Origin of the sequence: Polaribacter sp. (assembly GCF_965660385.1) — a bacterium.
Taxonomy (GTDB): Bacteria; Bacteroidota; Bacteroidia; order Flavobacteriales; family Flavobacteriaceae; genus Polaribacter.
Window position 1 is genome coordinate 89570 of record NZ_CBFHZT010000003.1, and the last position, 16616, is coordinate 106185.

Here is a 16616-nt window from a genome sequence, read left to right on the forward strand (position 1 = left end):
TTGGCAGAAAAAACTGGAAATGCTTTCGATATGCAAATTTTTAAAAGACTCATGTCTTTTGCAAAACGCTATCGCTTGTATTTTTTTATTGCAGCTTCCTCAACCATACTTTTGGCCATGTTTTCGGTATTATCGCCTTTGGTGCTCATTAATACCGTAAACGATTATATTTTATCTAACGATAAACAAGGATTGTTAAATTATACTTTGTTAATGTTAGGCATTTTATTGATAGAGGTTTTGCTACAATTTACATTTATATATTTTGCAAATTGGGTAGGGCAACATATTATTAGAGACATAAGAGCTAAGATATTTAGACATATTTTACAGTTTAAAATGACTTATTTTGATAATAATTCTGTAGGTAAATTAGTTACAAGAGTAGTTTCTGACATTGAAACAATTGCAGCCTTTTTTAGCAATGGTGTATTTACTATTTTGAGTGATATACTAAAAATGATTGCTGTTACTGTGGTAATGTTGGTGTTAAACTGGAAGTTGGCACTAATTACTTTGGCAATTTTACCCATCTTAATTTATGCCACAAAATTATTTCAAGTAGCCATAAAAGCCACTTTTCAAGAAGTTAGAAATCAAGTAGCCAATTTAAACGGTTTTGTACAAGAAAGAGTTACAGGTATGAAAATTGTGCAACTTTTTAACAGAGAAAAAATTGAGTACGAAAATTTTAAAGAAATTAACGACAAACACAAAAATGCAAATATCAAAACCATTTGGTATTTTTCAATTTTCTTTCCCATTGCAGAAATTTTATCTTCAATTGGTATCGGTTTAATTGTTTGGTTTGGTGGTGGACAAGTAATTCAAGATTCAGGAATTTCCATTGGTATGATCATGGGGTTCATTCAATTTGCACAAATGTTGTTTCGACCTTTGCGTCAAATTGCAGATAAATTCAATCAGTTGCAAATGGGCATTGTGGCTGGCGAACGTGTTTTTAAAGTGATAGATACAGATAGTAGTATCGCTAAAAACGGCACCATAAAAGCCGAGAATCTTCAGGGTAATATTAAATTAAAAGATGTTAGATTTAGTTACATAAAAGACGAAGAAGTTTTAAAAGGTGTTTCTTTAGATGTCAAGTCTGGTCAAACTATTGCAATTGTTGGTGCAACTGGAGCAGGTAAATCTACCATTATCAATTTAATTAATCGTTTTTATGAAATTGATTCAGGTACTATTGCCATTGATGGTGTTTCTGTAGATGAATATACTTTAGAAAGTTTGCGTAATCAAGTAGCCATAGTGTTACAAGATGTTTTTTTATTTTCAGATTCTATCCTAAATAACATCACCCTAAAAAATGAAAATATCTCTTTAGAAGAGGTAGAACAGGCAGCGAAACAAATTGGTATCCATGATTTTATAATGACACTTCCTAATGGATATCATTATAACGTAAAAGAAAGAGGAGCCATGTTATCTTCTGGACAAAGACAATTAATTGCCTTTTTAAGAGCTTATGTAAGCAAACCGAGTATTTTAATTTTAGATGAAGCTACATCATCTGTAGATGCACATGCAGAACAAATGATGCAATATGCTACAGATACAATCACTAAAGATAGAACCTCAATTGTTATTGCACACAGATTGGCCACAATACAAAAAGCCGATCAAATTATTGTGATGGATAAAGGTTTGATTGTAGAGAAAGGCTCTCATTTAGAATTGTTAGAAAAAGAAAGTGGCTATTATAAAAACTTATATGACAAGCAATTTAGCCTAGACGTTGCTTCTTAATTCCATTTAAAAAATCTTAAAAACTAACTTAACTTAGCAAAAGAGTTAAGAAAACAATTTTTAGAGATACGATGCAAGCTAGCATAAATCTATTTTTGTAGTACAACAAATTACGAACTAATAAAAATAGAAATTATGAAAAAACTTGGATTATTAATAGTACTAATAACGACCTTAATAGCAACTTCTTGTAAAAACGAGACAAAAAAAGAGGTGAAAGAAGAAACTACTGAAATTGGCAATGAAATCAATGAAGGTTTAAACAAAGCCGGAAAGGAGATTGATGAATTTGGAGAAGAAGTAAAATCTGCCTTCAAAGATATTTCAATTCCAGAATTTGATGATGAAGAAGCAGAAGCACACTTAAAATCTTATTTAGCTTATGTTAAAACACAAATGGATAAAGGTGCAGAAAATATAAAAAACTCAGAGTTTGCTAAGGAAACCAAAGAATTTGCTGATGAAAGTGAAAAGTTTATGGAAAATTTAGGAGCTGATGCAAAGGCGTCTTATAAAGCAACTTTAGATAAAATAAATAAAACAGTAAAAGAAATTGAAGCAGATATAGAAGAGTAATCTATATAAGTTCTAAAATTTATAAAAAATAAAGCTCTCTAATTTAGGGAGCTTTTTTTTACATTAAACACTATCTTTTTTTATTTTTTCAATCAATTCATCTTGAGTAGTGTATAACACAAATTCACCATCTTTAATATAAGAAATTTCTCCAGTTTCTTCAGATACTAATAAGCAAATTGCGTCTGTTTTTTCACTAACTCCAATAGCAGCTCTGTGTCTTAAACCAAAGCGTGCAGGTATTTTTGTGCTATCAGAAATAGGTAAAACTACTCTTGTTGCTACCACATAATTATCTCTTATAATTGTGGCTCCATCGTGTAAAGGACTGTTTTTAAAGAAGATACTTTCTAAAATAACCTCATTAACTAAAGCATTCATTTGGTCGCCAGTATTAATTAAAAAATCTAAACTATTGGTACGTTCAATAACAATTAAAGCACCAGTTTTGGTTTTAGACATATTACTACAGGCTTTTACTATTTTTTCGGCTTCAACTTCAGAACCAATTTCATTTTGTAAAAACTTTAATTGCTTTAAAAAACTTCGTTTGTTAGAAAAGTTTGTGGTACCAATCATCAATAAAAACTTTCTGATTTCTTGCTGAAAAACAATAATTAGTGCAATAACTCCACCAGAAAGCAAGTAACCTAAAATACCACTTAACATTTCCATTTTTAAAGCCTGAGTAACTTTCCAAATTAAAAAAATAAGTGCAATACCAATAAAAATGTTAATGGCAACTGTGCCTTTTAGTAGTTTATAAATATAGTAAAGTAATATGGCTACCAATAAAATATCTAGCACATCTAAAATAGAAAAAGGCACAAAATCTAACATAAAAATAGCTTATGATTTTAGGTAAAAGTACTAATAAATTTTGTGAGTACCACATCAGTTTTGGATATCAACATCTGATAATAATAGCGGGTATTTTTCGCGAACAATTTTTATTTTGTTTAGCAACGTTTTGTTTTTGTTATTCGAACTTTTGTAAGCATCTAACAAACTCTCATAATTTTGATGGTATAATTTTACAGCTATTTTATTTCTTAAAAATGTATAACTAGCATTTAGTTGATCTAAAGTAGCAATGTAAGTTTCGTAATTGGTGTTTCGATCTGTTTTAATTGCTATGAGTGCCTTTGAAGGATGATCTGATGAAGTTGCCAATTTATTGCCTTCACACCAATCACAAGGTTTGTGGTTGTTATCCAAACCACCAGCATTATCTATAAAATTAATAGCAATTTGTTTCAAATTGTCTAGTTGCACGATTTCATTATCAACAAAAATTTCATTTTTAAAGTTGATGTGTACCTCTAAAATGTTTTTTTCTTTGATATCCATTATTGTATTTTCCCTTGGTTTTTCAGCAATTTTTCTGTTAATTCCTGAATCAACTTGCAAAGTTGTGGTTACCAAAAAGAAGATTAACAATAAAAATGCAATGTCTGCCATTGAGCCTGCATTAATTTCTGGAGATTCTTTTCTACTCATAGTACCTAGTTTTTAAAAATTATAAAATGTTTTCTTTTGATAAAACATCAAAAGGTTTTAAAGTTTAGGTAGTTGATTTTGATTAACATTTCTTTAACAAAAAGAATGCCAAAAATTGTGGTGAATTATTTCATTGATAATAAAACGATGGATAGTTTTCAAATTTCAACAAATACCTAAGCCACTTGCTAAAGATTGTGCAACGATGAAATTATCAATGGAAGCTGATTTATCCCAAATATGATTAGAAATTTAAAAAGATGTTTGTAAAAAAAGGTTTTTGAATGATTAAATTGATTTTTAGAAGTAGGTTAAAATCATTTTAACAAAAGAATTTTTACCAACTCTTTTTAGTTTCGTAGATTTAACATCAACTTAAACCAACTTACCAATGAAAAAATATATTATCACTACTTTTTGTGTTTGTTTTCTATTGATGAATTGTGATAAAAATTCGACTAAAGAAATTCAAGAGAAGTCAAATTATGTTGCAGAAAATTACACCAAAAAAGAAGTAGCTATTGCAATGCGAGATGGTGTAAAACTCCACACAACTATCTATTCTCCAAAAGATACATCAAAAGAGTACCCAATTATCATGCAAAGAACACCTTACAGTTCTAGACCTTATGGAGCAGGAATGAAAACGAGAATTGGCCCAAATGTACATTTAATGAAACAAGGTAATATTATTGTTTACCAAGATGTTAGAGGTAGATGGATGAGTGAAGGTGTGTATGATAATATGCGTGCTTACATTCCTAATAAAAAAGAAAATGAGTCTGATGAAGTTTCTGATACCTATGATACTATAGATTGGTTAGTAAAAAATGTAGCAAACAATAATGGAAATGTGGGTACTTGGGGAATTTCTTATCCAGGACATTATGCAACAGTTTCTACCATAGATGCGCATCCTGCTTTAAAAGCAGCTTCTCCACAAGCTTGTATTGGCGATTTTTTCTTTGATGATTTTCATCATAATGGAGCGTTTTTATTAAGTTATTTTAGAGCAATTTCACTTTTCGGAACTTATAAAGACACACCAACAGATTCTGCTTGGTATTCTTTTCCAAAGATGAACTCTCAAGATCAGTATCAATTTTTCTTAGACAAAGGACCTTTAAAGAATTTAAACGAATATTTTCAATATGATAAGTTAGATGTAAATTCAACTGCATCAAAAGATAAGATTGATGATTTTTTCTGGAAAGAAATTGTAGAACATCCAAATTACGATTCTGTGTGGCAAAGCAAAGGCATTATTCAGCATATGGACAAAGTGCCAAGTTCTGTAGCTACTATGATTGTTGGGGGTTGGTTTGATGCTGAAGATTTATACGGACCTTTAGAAACGTATAAAGGAATCGAAAAAAACGGAAAAGAAAACTACAATACCATGGTTTTTGGCCCTTGGGATCATGGAAAATGGGCAAGAAATACCGTGAAAAATACAGTAGGGAATTATTATTTTGGCGATTCTATTTCGTTAAAATTTCAATCAGAAATCGAAACAAAGTTTTTTAATCATTTCTTAAAAGGTAAAGGTGATAAAAATTCAGGATTACCAGAAGCGTATGTTTTTGATTCAGGAAAAAAAGAATGGAAATCTTATGATTCTTGGCCACCAAAAAATGTGGTTAAAGAAGTTGGCTACTTAAGAGGAAATCAAAAATTACAAGTTGTAAATAAGAATACAGAGTTTAAACATAAAATAGAACCAATTAAATTTATAAGTGATATAAAACGTCCTGTACCTTACTCTGAAGATATAAAAACGGTTTTTACGCCAAGAAAATATATGACAGACGATCAACGTTTTGCTGCAAGAAGACCAGATGTTTTGGTGTTTGAAACTGATGTGCTAACTGAAGATTATACATTAGCTGGAGATATTTTAGCAAAACTTAAAGTAGCAACTACAGGTACTGCAGCAGATTGGATTGTTAAAGTAATTGATGTACATCCTTCTGATATTGCAGAAGATAACGAAGGCTTACAAGATCATTTAAAAATGAGCAATTATCATTTAATGGTAAGAAGTGAGGTTTTAAGAGGTCGATTTAGAAATAGTTTTTCAACACCAGAACCTTTTACACCAAACAAAAAAACCGATGTAAATATCAAATTACAAGACGTTTTTCATACGTTTAAAAAAGGTCACAAACTTCAAATTCAGGTACAAAGTACATGGTTTCCTTTAATAGATTTAAACCCGCAAACATATGTGGCTAATATTTACAAAGCGGATGAAAATGATTTCAAAACTCAAACACACACGGTTTTTACAGATTCTAGTATTGAGTTTTCAGTTTTAAAATAAATAAAAAATGAGAAATTTTATAGTATTATTAGTTTTAGGATGGGTTTTTCAAGTTAATGCACAAGATGCAAAACCTGTTTTTAAAAATGGAGAAGCACAAATTGTAAAGGCTTTTGAAGATGAGAATACCTGGATTCGTCATGATTTATGGGTAGAAACTTCTTTTGATACAGATGGAGATGGAAAAATGGATAGAATGCATGTAGATGTTACAAGACCAGCACAAACCGAAAATGGTTTAAAATTACCCGTAGTTTATGAATCGAGTCCTTATTATGCAGGTACTGCAGGTAATGCACCTATTTTTTGGGATGTAAAACACGAACTTGGCGAAAATCCAAAACCAAGAAATCACGCTGAAGTAAAAAGAAGAGGAAAACGTCCCATTATTTCCAACTCACAAATTAAAACTTGGGTGCCAAGAGGGTATATTGTGGTGCATTCCTCATCACCAGGTACTGGCTTGTCTGATGGTGCTCCAACAGTTGGTGGCGATAATGAATCTTTAGCCCCAAAAGCAGTTATAGATTGGTTAAATGGTAGAGCAAAAGGATACAAATCTAGAACCGGAAATGAAGAAGTAAAAGCATTTTGGTCTACAGGAAAAGTAGGCATGACAGGTACTTCTTATAATGGTACAATTCCCTTAGCAGCAGCAACTACAGGTGTAGATGGCTTAGAAGCTATAATTCCTGTTGCCCCAAATACATCTTATTATCATTATTACAGATCAAATGGATTAGTACGTTCTCCAGGTGGTTATTTAGGTGAAGATATTGATGTTTTGTATGATTTTATAAATAGCGGAGGTGAAGATTTGATTCCTAATAAAGGTATTTTTAAAGATGGTGATGCTAAGAAATTTATAAGAAAAAGAGATTATGCCAATGCAACAGTTCGAGATACAGAAATGGCGAAAGGTTTAGATAGGGTTACAGGAGATTATAATGATTTTTGGGCAGGGAGAGATTATTTGAATGACATGAAACCAATGAAAGCAGCATTATTAATGTCTCATGGTTTTAATGATTGGAATGTAATGCCAGAACATAGTTATCGAATTTACAAAAAAGCATCAGAAATGGGCTTGAAAACACAAATTTATTATCACCAAAATGGGCATGGAGGTCCCCCACCTATGAAAATAATGAATCGTTGGTTTACTCATTTTTTACATGGTATTGATAATGGAGTAGAAAATGACCCTAAAGCTTGGATTGTTAGAGAAAACGACAAAAGAAGCGAACCAACAGCTTATGAAAACTATCCAAATCCTGCAGCTAAAGAGGTAACCTTTTTTTTAAATCCAGGAGCTCCTAAAATTGGAGCGTTATCTTTAGATAATTCAAATGCTAAAGGAAAGGAAACTTTGGTAGATAATTATTCGTTTTCTTCAGAAGCTTTAGCACAAGCAGAATATACAAATCATCGATTGTTATATGTTTCACCAACTTTAAAAGAAGATGTACATATTTCTGGCGTTTCTTCAATTACCATAAAAGCAGCCAGCTCTAAAGAAGCCGTAAATTTGTCTGTGTATTTGGTCTCTTTACCATGGAACAAAGGTAGAAGAACAAAAATAACTGATAATATTATTACTCGTGGTTGGGCAGATTTACAAAATTACAAATCGTTAACAGAAAGTAAGCCTTTACAACCAGGCAAGTTTTATGAAATGACATTTAATTTACAGCCAGATGATCAAATTATCAAAAAAGGGCAACAAATTGGGTTGATGATTTTTTCTTCTGATAATAACTACACCTTGTTGCCAGAACCAGGAACCGAATTAACAGTAGATTTAGAAAGTACAACAATTACCATTCCTATTGTTGGTGGTATAACAGCACTTCAACAGGCAATTGATTAGTATAATTAAAGCATGATTAAAACCACTTTTTTATTATTATGCTTTTCTTTATTTGGCATAAATACAAACAGTCAAGATTTGGAAAAATATCAATGGAAAAATAGAGTACTCTTAATTTTTTCTGATGATAAAACCGATGAAAAGTTACAGCAACAAATCATTAATTTATCAAAAGATAAAAAAGGACTCATAGAAAGAAAGTTGAAAATTTATCAATTTGTGAAAGATGAATTTACAACTGATTTTAAGGCGGATTGGTCATTAAAAACTATAAAGACTCAAAATTTCAAAAAGGAATCAGAAAGTTTTAAAGTTGTGTTAATAGGATTAGATGGTGGCATAAAACTAAAACAAGATAATGTGCTATCAACAGAAAAGTTATTTACTATTATTGATGGAATGCCTATGAGACGCAGAGAATTAAAGCAAAAAAATTAAATCTTAATGAAAGAGAAATTAATTTATGGCATCCAACAAATAGGTATTGGAGTTAAAGATGCTAACAAGGCTTTTAAATGGTATGCTACAAAATTAGGTGCAGATGCTTTAATTTTTGATGATAGTAACGAAGCCACCTATATGGCAAAATATATGGGTGGAAAACCTAGAAATAAGAGAGCTCTATTGGCTTTAAATTTAAAAGGTGGTGGAGGATATGAAATTTGGCAATATAAAGATAGAACACCTTCAGCACCCATAAACGAATTTAAATTAGGTGATTTAGGAATTCATTTTCCAACAATTAAAACAAAAAATATTCAAAAAACCTATGCTCGTTTAAAATATGATAATGAGCGTATTATATCTGAAATTACAGTTGAACCTGATAATAAGAAATCATTTTACCTAAAAGATCCATTTAACAATATTTTAAAAATTAAAGAATCAGAAAAGTTTTATGCAAAAAAAGGGAATTTAGCAGGCATTTCTGGTGCTGTAATTGGAGTTTCTAATATCGATATTTCCCTAAAATTATATGCTACAGTTTTAGGTTATAATAAAGTTATTTATGATAAAACAGGTGTTTTCAAAGATTTATCCAATTTAAATAATGGATCAAAAAAGTTTAGAAGAATTTTATTTACACATTCTCAAAAACGAGTTGGTGGGTTCGCAAATTTATTTGGAGAAAGTGAAATAGAGTTAATTCAAGCCATAGAAAATAAACCAAATAAAATATTTGAAAATCGATTTTGGGGAGATTTAGGATATATTCACCTTTGTTTTGATGTTAAGAATCTTACACAATTGGCAAAAGAATGTAAAGAAATCGAGCTTCCATTTCAAGTTATGAGTTCACCTTCTTTTGATATGGGAAAAGCAAATGGCCATTGGGGATACATAGAAGATGCAGATGGAACTTTGATAGAATTTGTACAAACCAATAAAGTACCATTGATAAAAAAAATAGGCTTAAATATAGATTTAACGAAGAGAAACCCTAAAAAACCACTACCAAATTGGATGATTAAAGCAATGCATTTAAAACGTGTAAAAAAATTCACTACACCTTCTCAATAAATCAACTATTTTTGCTTCATGTTTAAACACAGAATAGAATTAGAGCCCGATGATTTTTATATAAATGAACAAGGCTACAAAGTTTTTACAGAAAAATATCACCTAAAAAGAGGGTATTGCTGTAAAAGTGGCTGTAAACATTGTGCTTATGGTTACGATAAAAATACAGACAGTTTTAAATAGTGACTTTTCACGTATTTTAGGGTCATATAAAATAATAAACAAATCAATAAAAATGATAAAAAGAGTTTTAGTATTGTTAATGGTAGTGCAATTTACAGGTTGTGCAGAATTACAAAAAATAGCAAGTCAACTACCAAATGGGGCAGGAGGTGTTTTAACCCAAGAACAAATTGGTAATGGATTACGACAGGCTTTAGATAATGGTATTCAAAACCAAGTAACAAAATTAACTTCAAAAGATGGTTTTTACAGAAACGAATTGGTTAAAATTTTGCTTCCAAAAGAATTACAATCAGTAGATAAAGGTTTACGCAAAATAGGTTTGGGTAATTTAGCAGATGAAGGTATAAAAGTTTTAAATAGGGCAGCAGAAGATGCTGTAAAAACGGCAACTCCTATTTTTGTTGATGCTGTAAAAGAAATTACATTTAATGATGCTAAAAATATTTTGTTAGGTGAACAAAATGCGGCTACCAGTTATTTAAAAACTAAAACGAATGATAAATTGTACCAAAGTTTTCGTCCTGTAATCAATTCTTCTTTTTCAAAAGTTGGTGCAGATAAAATTTGGAGTAATTTAATCACAAAATACAATGCCATTCCATTTACAAAAAATGTAAATCCAGATTTAACATCATATGTTACAGAACAAGCTTTACAAGGTGTTTTTACAATGATTGAAGTAGAGGAAAAAGGAATTAGAGAAAAAGTAGGACTTAGAAATACAGCATTGTTGCAAAAAGTTTTTGCCTTACAAGATAATAGATAGTGCTATAAGGTACTTCTTTATTCAATTTTAAACATTAAACCTTCTATACTAATTTTGTGCTATTTTGAGTGATAAAAGGGAATATCAACTTTTTTTATTTTTTTGTTAATTACAAATAAATAACTTAAATTTAAAAAATAATCTCCCTCAAAATTATGTATTACAATAAAAAGTCATTATTATTCAAACAACGCTTGCAAAGCCAATATCTTAAATTAATAGAATTATCAGATAATTATAGATATTTAGATGAATCATTAAGTGATATGGCAGCTTATAATGCTATGAAGCTTTTGCAAAAATTAAACAAATTAAGTTATTTAGAAAGAGAACCAATAGCATAAAATCATTCAGTTTTCTGTCTTGAAAATTAGAATTATACTTTAATTTTTAATTTGTTTGGCACTTATTTCAATTGATTTTATTGCAATAAAATTTCCATTTGTAGTTGTAATTCTTTTGCTTTTTCAGCTGCTGCAGATGCAAAATTTTCTGAGTTAGAAGCATAAATAATACCTCTCGAAGAATTAATTAATAAACCAATATTTTCTGATAATCCATATTTACAAACATCTTGTAAATTACCTCCTTGAGCACCAACACCAGGAACTAATAGAAAAGAATTGGGTACAATTTTTCTAATTTCTTTAAAATATTCAGCCTTTGTAGCACCCACAACATACATTAAGTTTTCAGAATTTTTCCAACTTTTAGAAGTTTCTAAAACGTGTTTATAAATTTCTATATCATCAACCTTTTTGGTTTGAAAATCGAAAGCACCTTCGTTAGAAGTTAAAGCTAACATAATGGTATGTTTGTTTTTAAAGGCTAAAAAAGGTTCAACAGAATCTTTTCCCATATAAGGTGCTACAGTTACAGAATCAAAAGCCAAATCATCAAAAAAAGCTTTTGCATACATGGTAGATGTGTTTCCAATATCACCACGTTTTGCATCAGCAATCGTAAAAATTTCTGGATACTTTTCGTTAATGTAGTTGATGGTTTTAGCTAATGATTGCCAGCCATTTATACCATAAGCTTCGTAAAAAGCAGTATTAGGCTTGTATGCTACACATAAATGATGAGTAGCATCTATAATGGCCTTATTGAATTCATAAATAGGATCGTTTAATCGAAGTAAATGTTGAGGTATTTTGGTTAAATCCACATCTAAACCAATACATAAAAACGATTTTTTTAGATTTATTTGTGATACAAGTTCTTGTGTTGTCATTACTTTTGTTTTCAGTCTTGCAAAAATACTATTTTTAAGGGGTAAGCATTGTAAGATTGTTCTCTTTTAATAGACTAATTTTAGATGAAAAAAATATTTTTATTCCTGTTTATAATTTTTTTAGGATGTACGACTAATTATCCTAAGCAATTTTCAGAACCAGCAAATTTAGAAATGTTAGTGGGTGTTGATAATTCGAAAATTACTTTAAGAGAAGTTTTACATCAACATAAAGGTAAAAAAATTGTGATTGATGTTTGGGCTTCTTGGTGTAAAGATTGTATTGTAGGTTTCCCAAAAGTAAAGAATTTACAACAAGAATTTCCAGATGTTGTATTTCTTTTTTTATCAGTTGATATTAGCAATTCTTCATGGAAAAGAGCTATAAAAAAATACAACTTAAAAGGTGAGCATTACAATTTACCAAAAGGTATGAACGAAGGAAATTTTGCAGACTTTATTAATTTAGGATGGATTCCAAGGTATATGGTTATTGATAAAAAAGGTGATATTTCACTTTTTAAAGCTACAGATGCATCCGATAAAAAACTACATAAGGCCTTGCAAAACCAGTAAATAAATCGTTTTAGTAACTATTTTTTTTTCTGATGCATATTAACCTATCATTTCTTAAATTTACAGTAAAATAAATCAATAATTATGAGACAAAAGATAGTAGCTGGAAATTGGAAAATGAACAATGATAAAGAAGAAACAAAAACCTTAATTGAAGGCCTTAAAAAAGAAATCGAAAACTTACCTTTAGATAACACTAGAGTTATTGTTGCTCCTTCATTTGTAAATTTAGAATCTGCTGTAAATCAATCTGAAGATTCTAATATTGAAGTTGTTGCACAAAATATGCATCAAACTAAAAACGGAGCCTATACTGGAGAGGTTTCTGCAGACATGTTAAAATCTATCGGAATTAAATCTGTAATTATTGGCCATTCTGAAAGAAGATCTATCTTTAACGAAAATGATGAAATTCTTGCAGAAAAAGTAGATGCTGCTTTAGCAAATGGTTTAGAAGTAATTTTCTGTTTTGGTGAAAAGTTAGAAGAAAGAAAAACAGATAACCATTTATTAGAAGTTGGTAGCCAATTAAAAAACTCAATATTACACATTGCTGCAGAAGATTGGAAAAATGTTGTTTTAGCTTACGAACCTGTTTGGGCAATTGGTACAGGTGAAACTGCAAGCCCAGAACAAGCTCAAGAAATGCATGCATTTATTAGAAATGTTGTAGCTAAAAATTTTACTCAAGAAATTGCAGATAACGTTTCGATTTTATACGGTGGTAGTGTTAAACCTACCAATGCAGAAGAAATTTTCTCTAAACCAGATGTAGATGGTGGTTTAATTGGTGGTGCTTCTTTAAAAGCAACCGATTTTTCTGCAATTATAAAAGCAATTTAAGTACAAGTTACTTATAAAACCTATAAATTTGCGTCGAGATGTAACTCTTGACGCTTTTTTTATGATGGATAATATTTATATAGAATACAATTTTACAATATCGCCAAAAGAACCTGCCACTGAAATTTTAATAGCTGAGTTGGGCAATGTTGGATTTGAAAGTTTTGTTGAAAATGATAATGGCGTTACTGCTTACGTTCAAAAGCAAGAGCATTACGAAACAATTTTAGAGGATATTTTTATTTTAAAATCGGATGAATTTTCAATTGAATACAGTAAAAATGAAGTTGCCCAAACCAATTGGAATGCAGAATGGGAAAAGAATTTTACGCCTATTCAGGTTGATGATTTGGTAAGTATTAGAGCTCCATTTCATGAAAATCCAAATTTAAAATACGATATTGTAATCGAACCAAAAATGAGTTTTGGTACAGGGCATCATGAAACTACACACATGATGATTCAACATTTACTACAACTAGATTTAGCGCATAAAACTGTTTTAGATATGGGATGTGGTACAGGTATTTTAGCCATTTTTGCTGAAATGAAAAACGCTAGTCTTATTGATGCTATTGATATTGATAATTGGTGCTATGAAAATTCTTTAGAAAACGTTGAACGCAATAATTGCATTAATATTTCTGTTTTTGAGGGTGATGCAGCTTTATTAGAAGGTAAAACCTATGATGTTATCATAGCCAACATCAATAGAAATATTTTGTTAAACGATATGGAAATCTACGCAAACTGTTTGAACGATAAAGGTGTTTTACTATTGAGTGGTTTTTATAAAGAAGATATACCAATAATTAATAATGAGGTTATAAAGTATAATTTAACACTTGATTTACCTATAGAAAGAAACAATTGGGTTGCATTGAAATACAATAAGTTGTAATTTTGTACTATGAGCACAAAAGAAAAAATACAAGAAGAAGTTGACGTTTTAGAGCAAGAAACCCATCAACATGAAATTGTATTACATAATGATGATGTAAATACTTTCGATTTTGTAATTGAATCTTTAATTAGTGTGTGCGATCATACTTTAGAGCAAGCAGAACAATGTACAATTTTGGTGCATTACAAAGGTAAATGCACTGTAAAATCTGGTGAGTATAAAGATTTAGAACCACGATGTTCTAAATTATTGCAACTTGGTTTATCTGCTGAATTGGTTTAATCTATGGAAAACATTCTAAAGTATTATGAATTTTCTGATTTTTTTACAGATAAATCAAATGCATTTTCTAGTAATGAAATTGCTTTTTCAGAATTGAATGCCACACATTTTTTAATTTTTGAAAAACATGCGGATACTTTTAATCTTTATGTTTCTAAATATGTAAACAAAAAGGAAATTGGGATTAAGTCACCTGAAATACTAGAATTACTAGTAGAAAACTACGATAAAAGTAAACCCGAACATAGAATAGCAATTAAACAATATTTAAAGTAAACTCGAGAATTTCTCGGGTTTTTTATTGCTTAGTAAACATGTTAATTTATTTAAGGTGAGTTCGACTTAAAAAATACTGTTTAGTAACTAATTACGTTTTTTTATTATTTGAAACGAATGTCATTTCGACTGAAATTGAGAAATCTTAGTCCAATTTTGAGAATTTTCAACTACACTACGTTTCGTTTTAAATAACAAAAAACAGATTATCGTACAAATAAACCTATTTTTGTCCAGATAAGTTTTATTGAATTCAAGTTGTTAAACTTTAAAAATTCTTTTTATTAAGAATAATTTGCCTTTTAATTACTAAATCAAAAAAACTTACCCAAATGATTTAGGTAAGTTTTTAGTGACTCCAGCAGGATTCAAACCTGCAACCCTCAGAGCCGAAATCTGATATTCTATTCAGTTGAACTATGGAGCCAATTACTATTTAATTAAAGCGTTTAAGCCATTAAATTTTTTTTCACTAAAGATGATATGGTTTTGCCATCAGCTTGTCCCGAAAGCTCTTTAGATACAATACCCATAACTTTCCCCATATCTTTCATTCCAGATGCACCTATTTTTTGAATGGTATTTTTAACAACTTCTTCGATTTTTTCTTCGGATAAAGCTTCTGGTAAAAAGCCTTCGAGTACTTTAATTTCTGCCAATTCAGGATCAGCTAAATCTTGTCTACCTTGTTGTATAAAAACAGCTGCACTATCTTTTCTTTGTTTTACCTGTTTTTGAATGATTTTCATTTCTTGATCAGCTGTAAGGTCTACTTGAGCACCAGTTTCTGTTTTTGCCAATAAAAAAGCTGATTTTACCGCTCTTAAAGCTTGTAAAGCAACCGTATCTTTTGCTTTCATAGCTTCTTTCATTTTGTCCATTACTTCTTTTTGCAAACTCATTGAATTACTTTTAATTTATTATTTTTTTGTTTTTTTTAAATAGAGTATTTTATTTTTATAGTCTATAAAGGCCTTTCCTTTTTGTAAAATATCTGCGCCAATAATACCATGTACTTTTTTTGCATTATGCTGTACTAAAGCTGTATTTACGTGAGATAAATCAAACAAAACAAGATTAAAGTCTTTCGTTTTCCAGTCCTTAATTTTTAAGAAATTCTTCTCAGATTGCTGAGTTTCCATATCAATTGCTCCAGCTCCTGCTGCTTTGGTTTCACTATCTTTCGCATCTAATTTAAAATATGATATAGAATCTAAACCAACGCACGAGTTAGAAGCCCCAGTATCTAAGATAAAATGCCCTTTAACACCATTAATTTTAGCCTTAAGCTCTAAATGATTTGTAGCAATTTTTTTGAGCTTTATTTTAACGTATTTCTTTTTCTTAAGTTTTTTACCAATACTTTTCATCATCTACTCTTCTAAATATCAAAAATACAATTTAATACTTTAGTAAAAAACGAACTGATATCTTATTTGTTTTAATTCTAAAATGATGCTATTTGTTGTTTCATTTGATGAAATCATTATATTTCATTATTTTAGATTGAATTTAAATGAATTGATGATGAAAACCACAAAAAGATTAGAACAAGCGTTAATTAAATTATATAATGCATATCATACAAATAGATTAAATCCAGAGGATTGTACAGCTTGTGCAGTTGGAAATATTTTAGACAATTATGATAGTTGGAAACATTTATCAGATCAGCATGGATCTTTAGAATTAAGTTATGTTGGTAAAGTTCATCAAAATCTTGGTAGAACTTTTAATGGGTATACGCCACAGGAATTATTACATATTGAAAAAGTTTTTTTAGAGGCTTGTGGATTTAAAACACCTCTGTGCCACTATAATCAGAAACCAAAAAATCCTACATCAAATGATGTATTATTCAATGGACTTTCTGCTGTAGTAGATGTTTTATGTCAGTTTGATAACATTGATAATGTTATGGATTATTCTAAACTTTTTGAGCAAGAAAATGGTACACCAGTTTATCATATCGAAACATTTTTGGCGTAATAT

General features: G+C 29.9%; 20 protein-coding genes and 1 tRNA gene. 15 read left to right on the top strand and 6 right to left on the bottom strand.

The annotated features are described in order from the left end of the window. Both ACTG3V_RS01855 and ACTG3V_RS01860 read left to right on the top strand, forming a co-directional pair. Window positions 1–1767, top strand: a complete 1767-nt coding sequence (locus tag ACTG3V_RS01855; RefSeq protein WP_439130422.1) for an ABC transporter ATP-binding protein — start codon at window positions 1–3, stop codon at window positions 1765–1767. A gap of 135 nt (window positions 1768–1902) precedes the next feature. Continuing rightward, a complete protein-coding gene (locus tag ACTG3V_RS01860; RefSeq protein WP_439130423.1) occupies window positions 1903–2343 on the top strand; it encodes a hypothetical protein in 441 nt (146 codons plus the stop codon). A gap of 63 nt (window positions 2344–2406) precedes the next feature. Here ACTG3V_RS01860 and cdaA read toward each other — a convergent pair whose 3' ends face one another. Both cdaA and ACTG3V_RS01870 read right to left on the bottom strand, forming a co-directional pair. Beyond that, entirely contained in the window at window positions 2407–3183 is a 777-nt protein-coding gene (gene cdaA, locus ACTG3V_RS01865) for a diadenylate cyclase CdaA (RefSeq protein ID WP_439130424.1), read from the bottom strand. Between the two features lie 54 nt (window positions 3184–3237). Beyond that, window positions 3238–3843, bottom strand: coding sequence for an ExbD/TolR family protein (locus tag ACTG3V_RS01870; RefSeq protein WP_439130425.1), 606 nt, complete (start codon window positions 3841–3843; stop codon window positions 3238–3240). Between the two features lie 391 nt (window positions 3844–4234). Here ACTG3V_RS01870 and ACTG3V_RS01875 point away from each other — a divergent pair, with 391 nt between their 5' ends. The 7 genes from ACTG3V_RS01875 (at window position 4235) to ACTG3V_RS01905 (ending at window position 10853) form a co-directional block, all read left to right on the top strand. Continuing rightward, window positions 4235–6166, top strand: a complete 1932-nt coding sequence (locus tag ACTG3V_RS01875) for a CocE/NonD family hydrolase (RefSeq protein WP_439130426.1) — start codon at window positions 4235–4237, stop codon at window positions 6164–6166. Between the two features lie 7 nt (window positions 6167–6173). After that, on the top strand, window positions 6174–8036 hold the full coding sequence (locus tag ACTG3V_RS01880; RefSeq protein WP_439130427.1) for a Xaa-Pro dipeptidyl-peptidase: 1863 nt from the start codon (window positions 6174–6176) through the stop codon (window positions 8034–8036). 78 nt (window positions 8037–8114) lie between these two features. Beyond that, window positions 8115–8474, top strand: a complete 360-nt coding sequence (locus tag ACTG3V_RS01885; RefSeq protein WP_439130428.1) for a DUF4174 domain-containing protein — start codon at window positions 8115–8117, stop codon at window positions 8472–8474. A 6-nt stretch (window positions 8475–8480) separates the two neighbouring features. Further along, on the top strand, window positions 8481–9557 hold the full coding sequence (locus tag ACTG3V_RS01890) for a VOC family protein (protein ID WP_439130429.1): 1077 nt from the start codon (window positions 8481–8483) through the stop codon (window positions 9555–9557). Between the two features lie 18 nt (window positions 9558–9575). After that, window positions 9576–9740 carry a DUF5522 domain-containing protein gene (locus tag ACTG3V_RS01895; RefSeq protein ID WP_439130430.1) on the top strand — a complete coding sequence of 55 codons (165 nt, stop codon included), beginning with the start codon at window positions 9576–9578 and terminating at the stop codon, window positions 9738–9740. A 52-nt stretch (window positions 9741–9792) separates the two neighbouring features. After that, a complete protein-coding gene (locus ACTG3V_RS01900) occupies window positions 9793–10509 on the top strand; it encodes a DUF4197 domain-containing protein (protein ID WP_439130431.1) in 717 nt (238 codons plus the stop codon). 155 nt (window positions 10510–10664) lie between these two features. Beyond that, on the top strand, window positions 10665–10853 hold the full coding sequence (locus ACTG3V_RS01905) for a hypothetical protein (RefSeq protein WP_439130432.1): 189 nt from the start codon (window positions 10665–10667) through the stop codon (window positions 10851–10853). Between the two features lie 77 nt (window positions 10854–10930). Here ACTG3V_RS01905 and pyrF read toward each other — a convergent pair whose 3' ends face one another. Further along, the gene (gene pyrF / locus ACTG3V_RS01910) at window positions 10931–11743 is read right to left on the bottom strand and encodes an orotidine-5'-phosphate decarboxylase (protein WP_439130433.1); all 813 of its coding nucleotides are present in this window, start codon (window positions 11741–11743) and stop codon (window positions 10931–10933) included. A gap of 84 nt (window positions 11744–11827) precedes the next feature. Between pyrF and ACTG3V_RS01915 the strand changes: the two genes are divergently transcribed. The 5 genes from ACTG3V_RS01915 to ACTG3V_RS01935 all read left to right on the top strand — a co-directional run bounded on the left by ACTG3V_RS01915 (window position 11828) and on the right by ACTG3V_RS01935 (window position 14624). Further along, window positions 11828–12319, top strand: coding sequence for a TlpA family protein disulfide reductase (locus ACTG3V_RS01915; RefSeq protein WP_439130434.1), 492 nt, complete (start codon window positions 11828–11830; stop codon window positions 12317–12319). A gap of 84 nt (window positions 12320–12403) precedes the next feature. Then, a complete protein-coding gene (gene tpiA / locus ACTG3V_RS01920; RefSeq protein ID WP_439130435.1) occupies window positions 12404–13162 on the top strand; it encodes a triose-phosphate isomerase in 759 nt (252 codons plus the stop codon). Between the two features lie 64 nt (window positions 13163–13226). Then, on the top strand, window positions 13227–14063 hold the full coding sequence (gene prmA, locus ACTG3V_RS01925; protein WP_439130456.1) for a 50S ribosomal protein L11 methyltransferase: 837 nt from the start codon (window positions 13227–13229) through the stop codon (window positions 14061–14063). Between the two features lie 9 nt (window positions 14064–14072). Then, window positions 14073–14348 carry an ATP-dependent Clp protease adaptor ClpS gene (locus ACTG3V_RS01930; protein WP_439130436.1) on the top strand — a complete coding sequence of 92 codons (276 nt, stop codon included), beginning with the start codon at window positions 14073–14075 and terminating at the stop codon, window positions 14346–14348. A 3-nt stretch (window positions 14349–14351) separates the two neighbouring features. Then, window positions 14352–14624: a hypothetical protein gene (locus tag ACTG3V_RS01935; RefSeq protein WP_439130437.1), complete on the top strand. Its 273-nt coding sequence runs from the start codon at window positions 14352–14354 to the stop codon at window positions 14622–14624. 353 nt (window positions 14625–14977) lie between these two features. On the opposite strand, the gene ACTG3V_RS01940 is transcribed toward ACTG3V_RS01935, so the two are convergent. From ACTG3V_RS01940 to ACTG3V_RS01950, 3 genes are all read right to left on the bottom strand, one after another. Beyond that, a tRNA-Arg gene (locus tag ACTG3V_RS01940) sits at window positions 14978–15051 on the bottom strand. 22 nt (window positions 15052–15073) lie between these two features. Next, window positions 15074–15526, bottom strand: a complete 453-nt coding sequence (locus ACTG3V_RS01945; RefSeq protein ID WP_439130438.1) for a GatB/YqeY domain-containing protein — start codon at window positions 15524–15526, stop codon at window positions 15074–15076. An 18-nt stretch (window positions 15527–15544) separates the two neighbouring features. Further along, window positions 15545–15994: a retropepsin-like aspartic protease gene (locus tag ACTG3V_RS01950; RefSeq protein ID WP_439130457.1), complete on the bottom strand. Its 450-nt coding sequence runs from the start codon at window positions 15992–15994 to the stop codon at window positions 15545–15547. Between the two features lie 157 nt (window positions 15995–16151). Here ACTG3V_RS01950 and ACTG3V_RS01955 point away from each other — a divergent pair, with 157 nt between their 5' ends. Further along, window positions 16152–16613, top strand: coding sequence for a Na(+)-translocating NADH-quinone reductase subunit F (locus ACTG3V_RS01955; protein ID WP_439130458.1), 462 nt, complete (start codon window positions 16152–16154; stop codon window positions 16611–16613). Window positions 16614–16616: the final 3 nt, after the last annotated feature.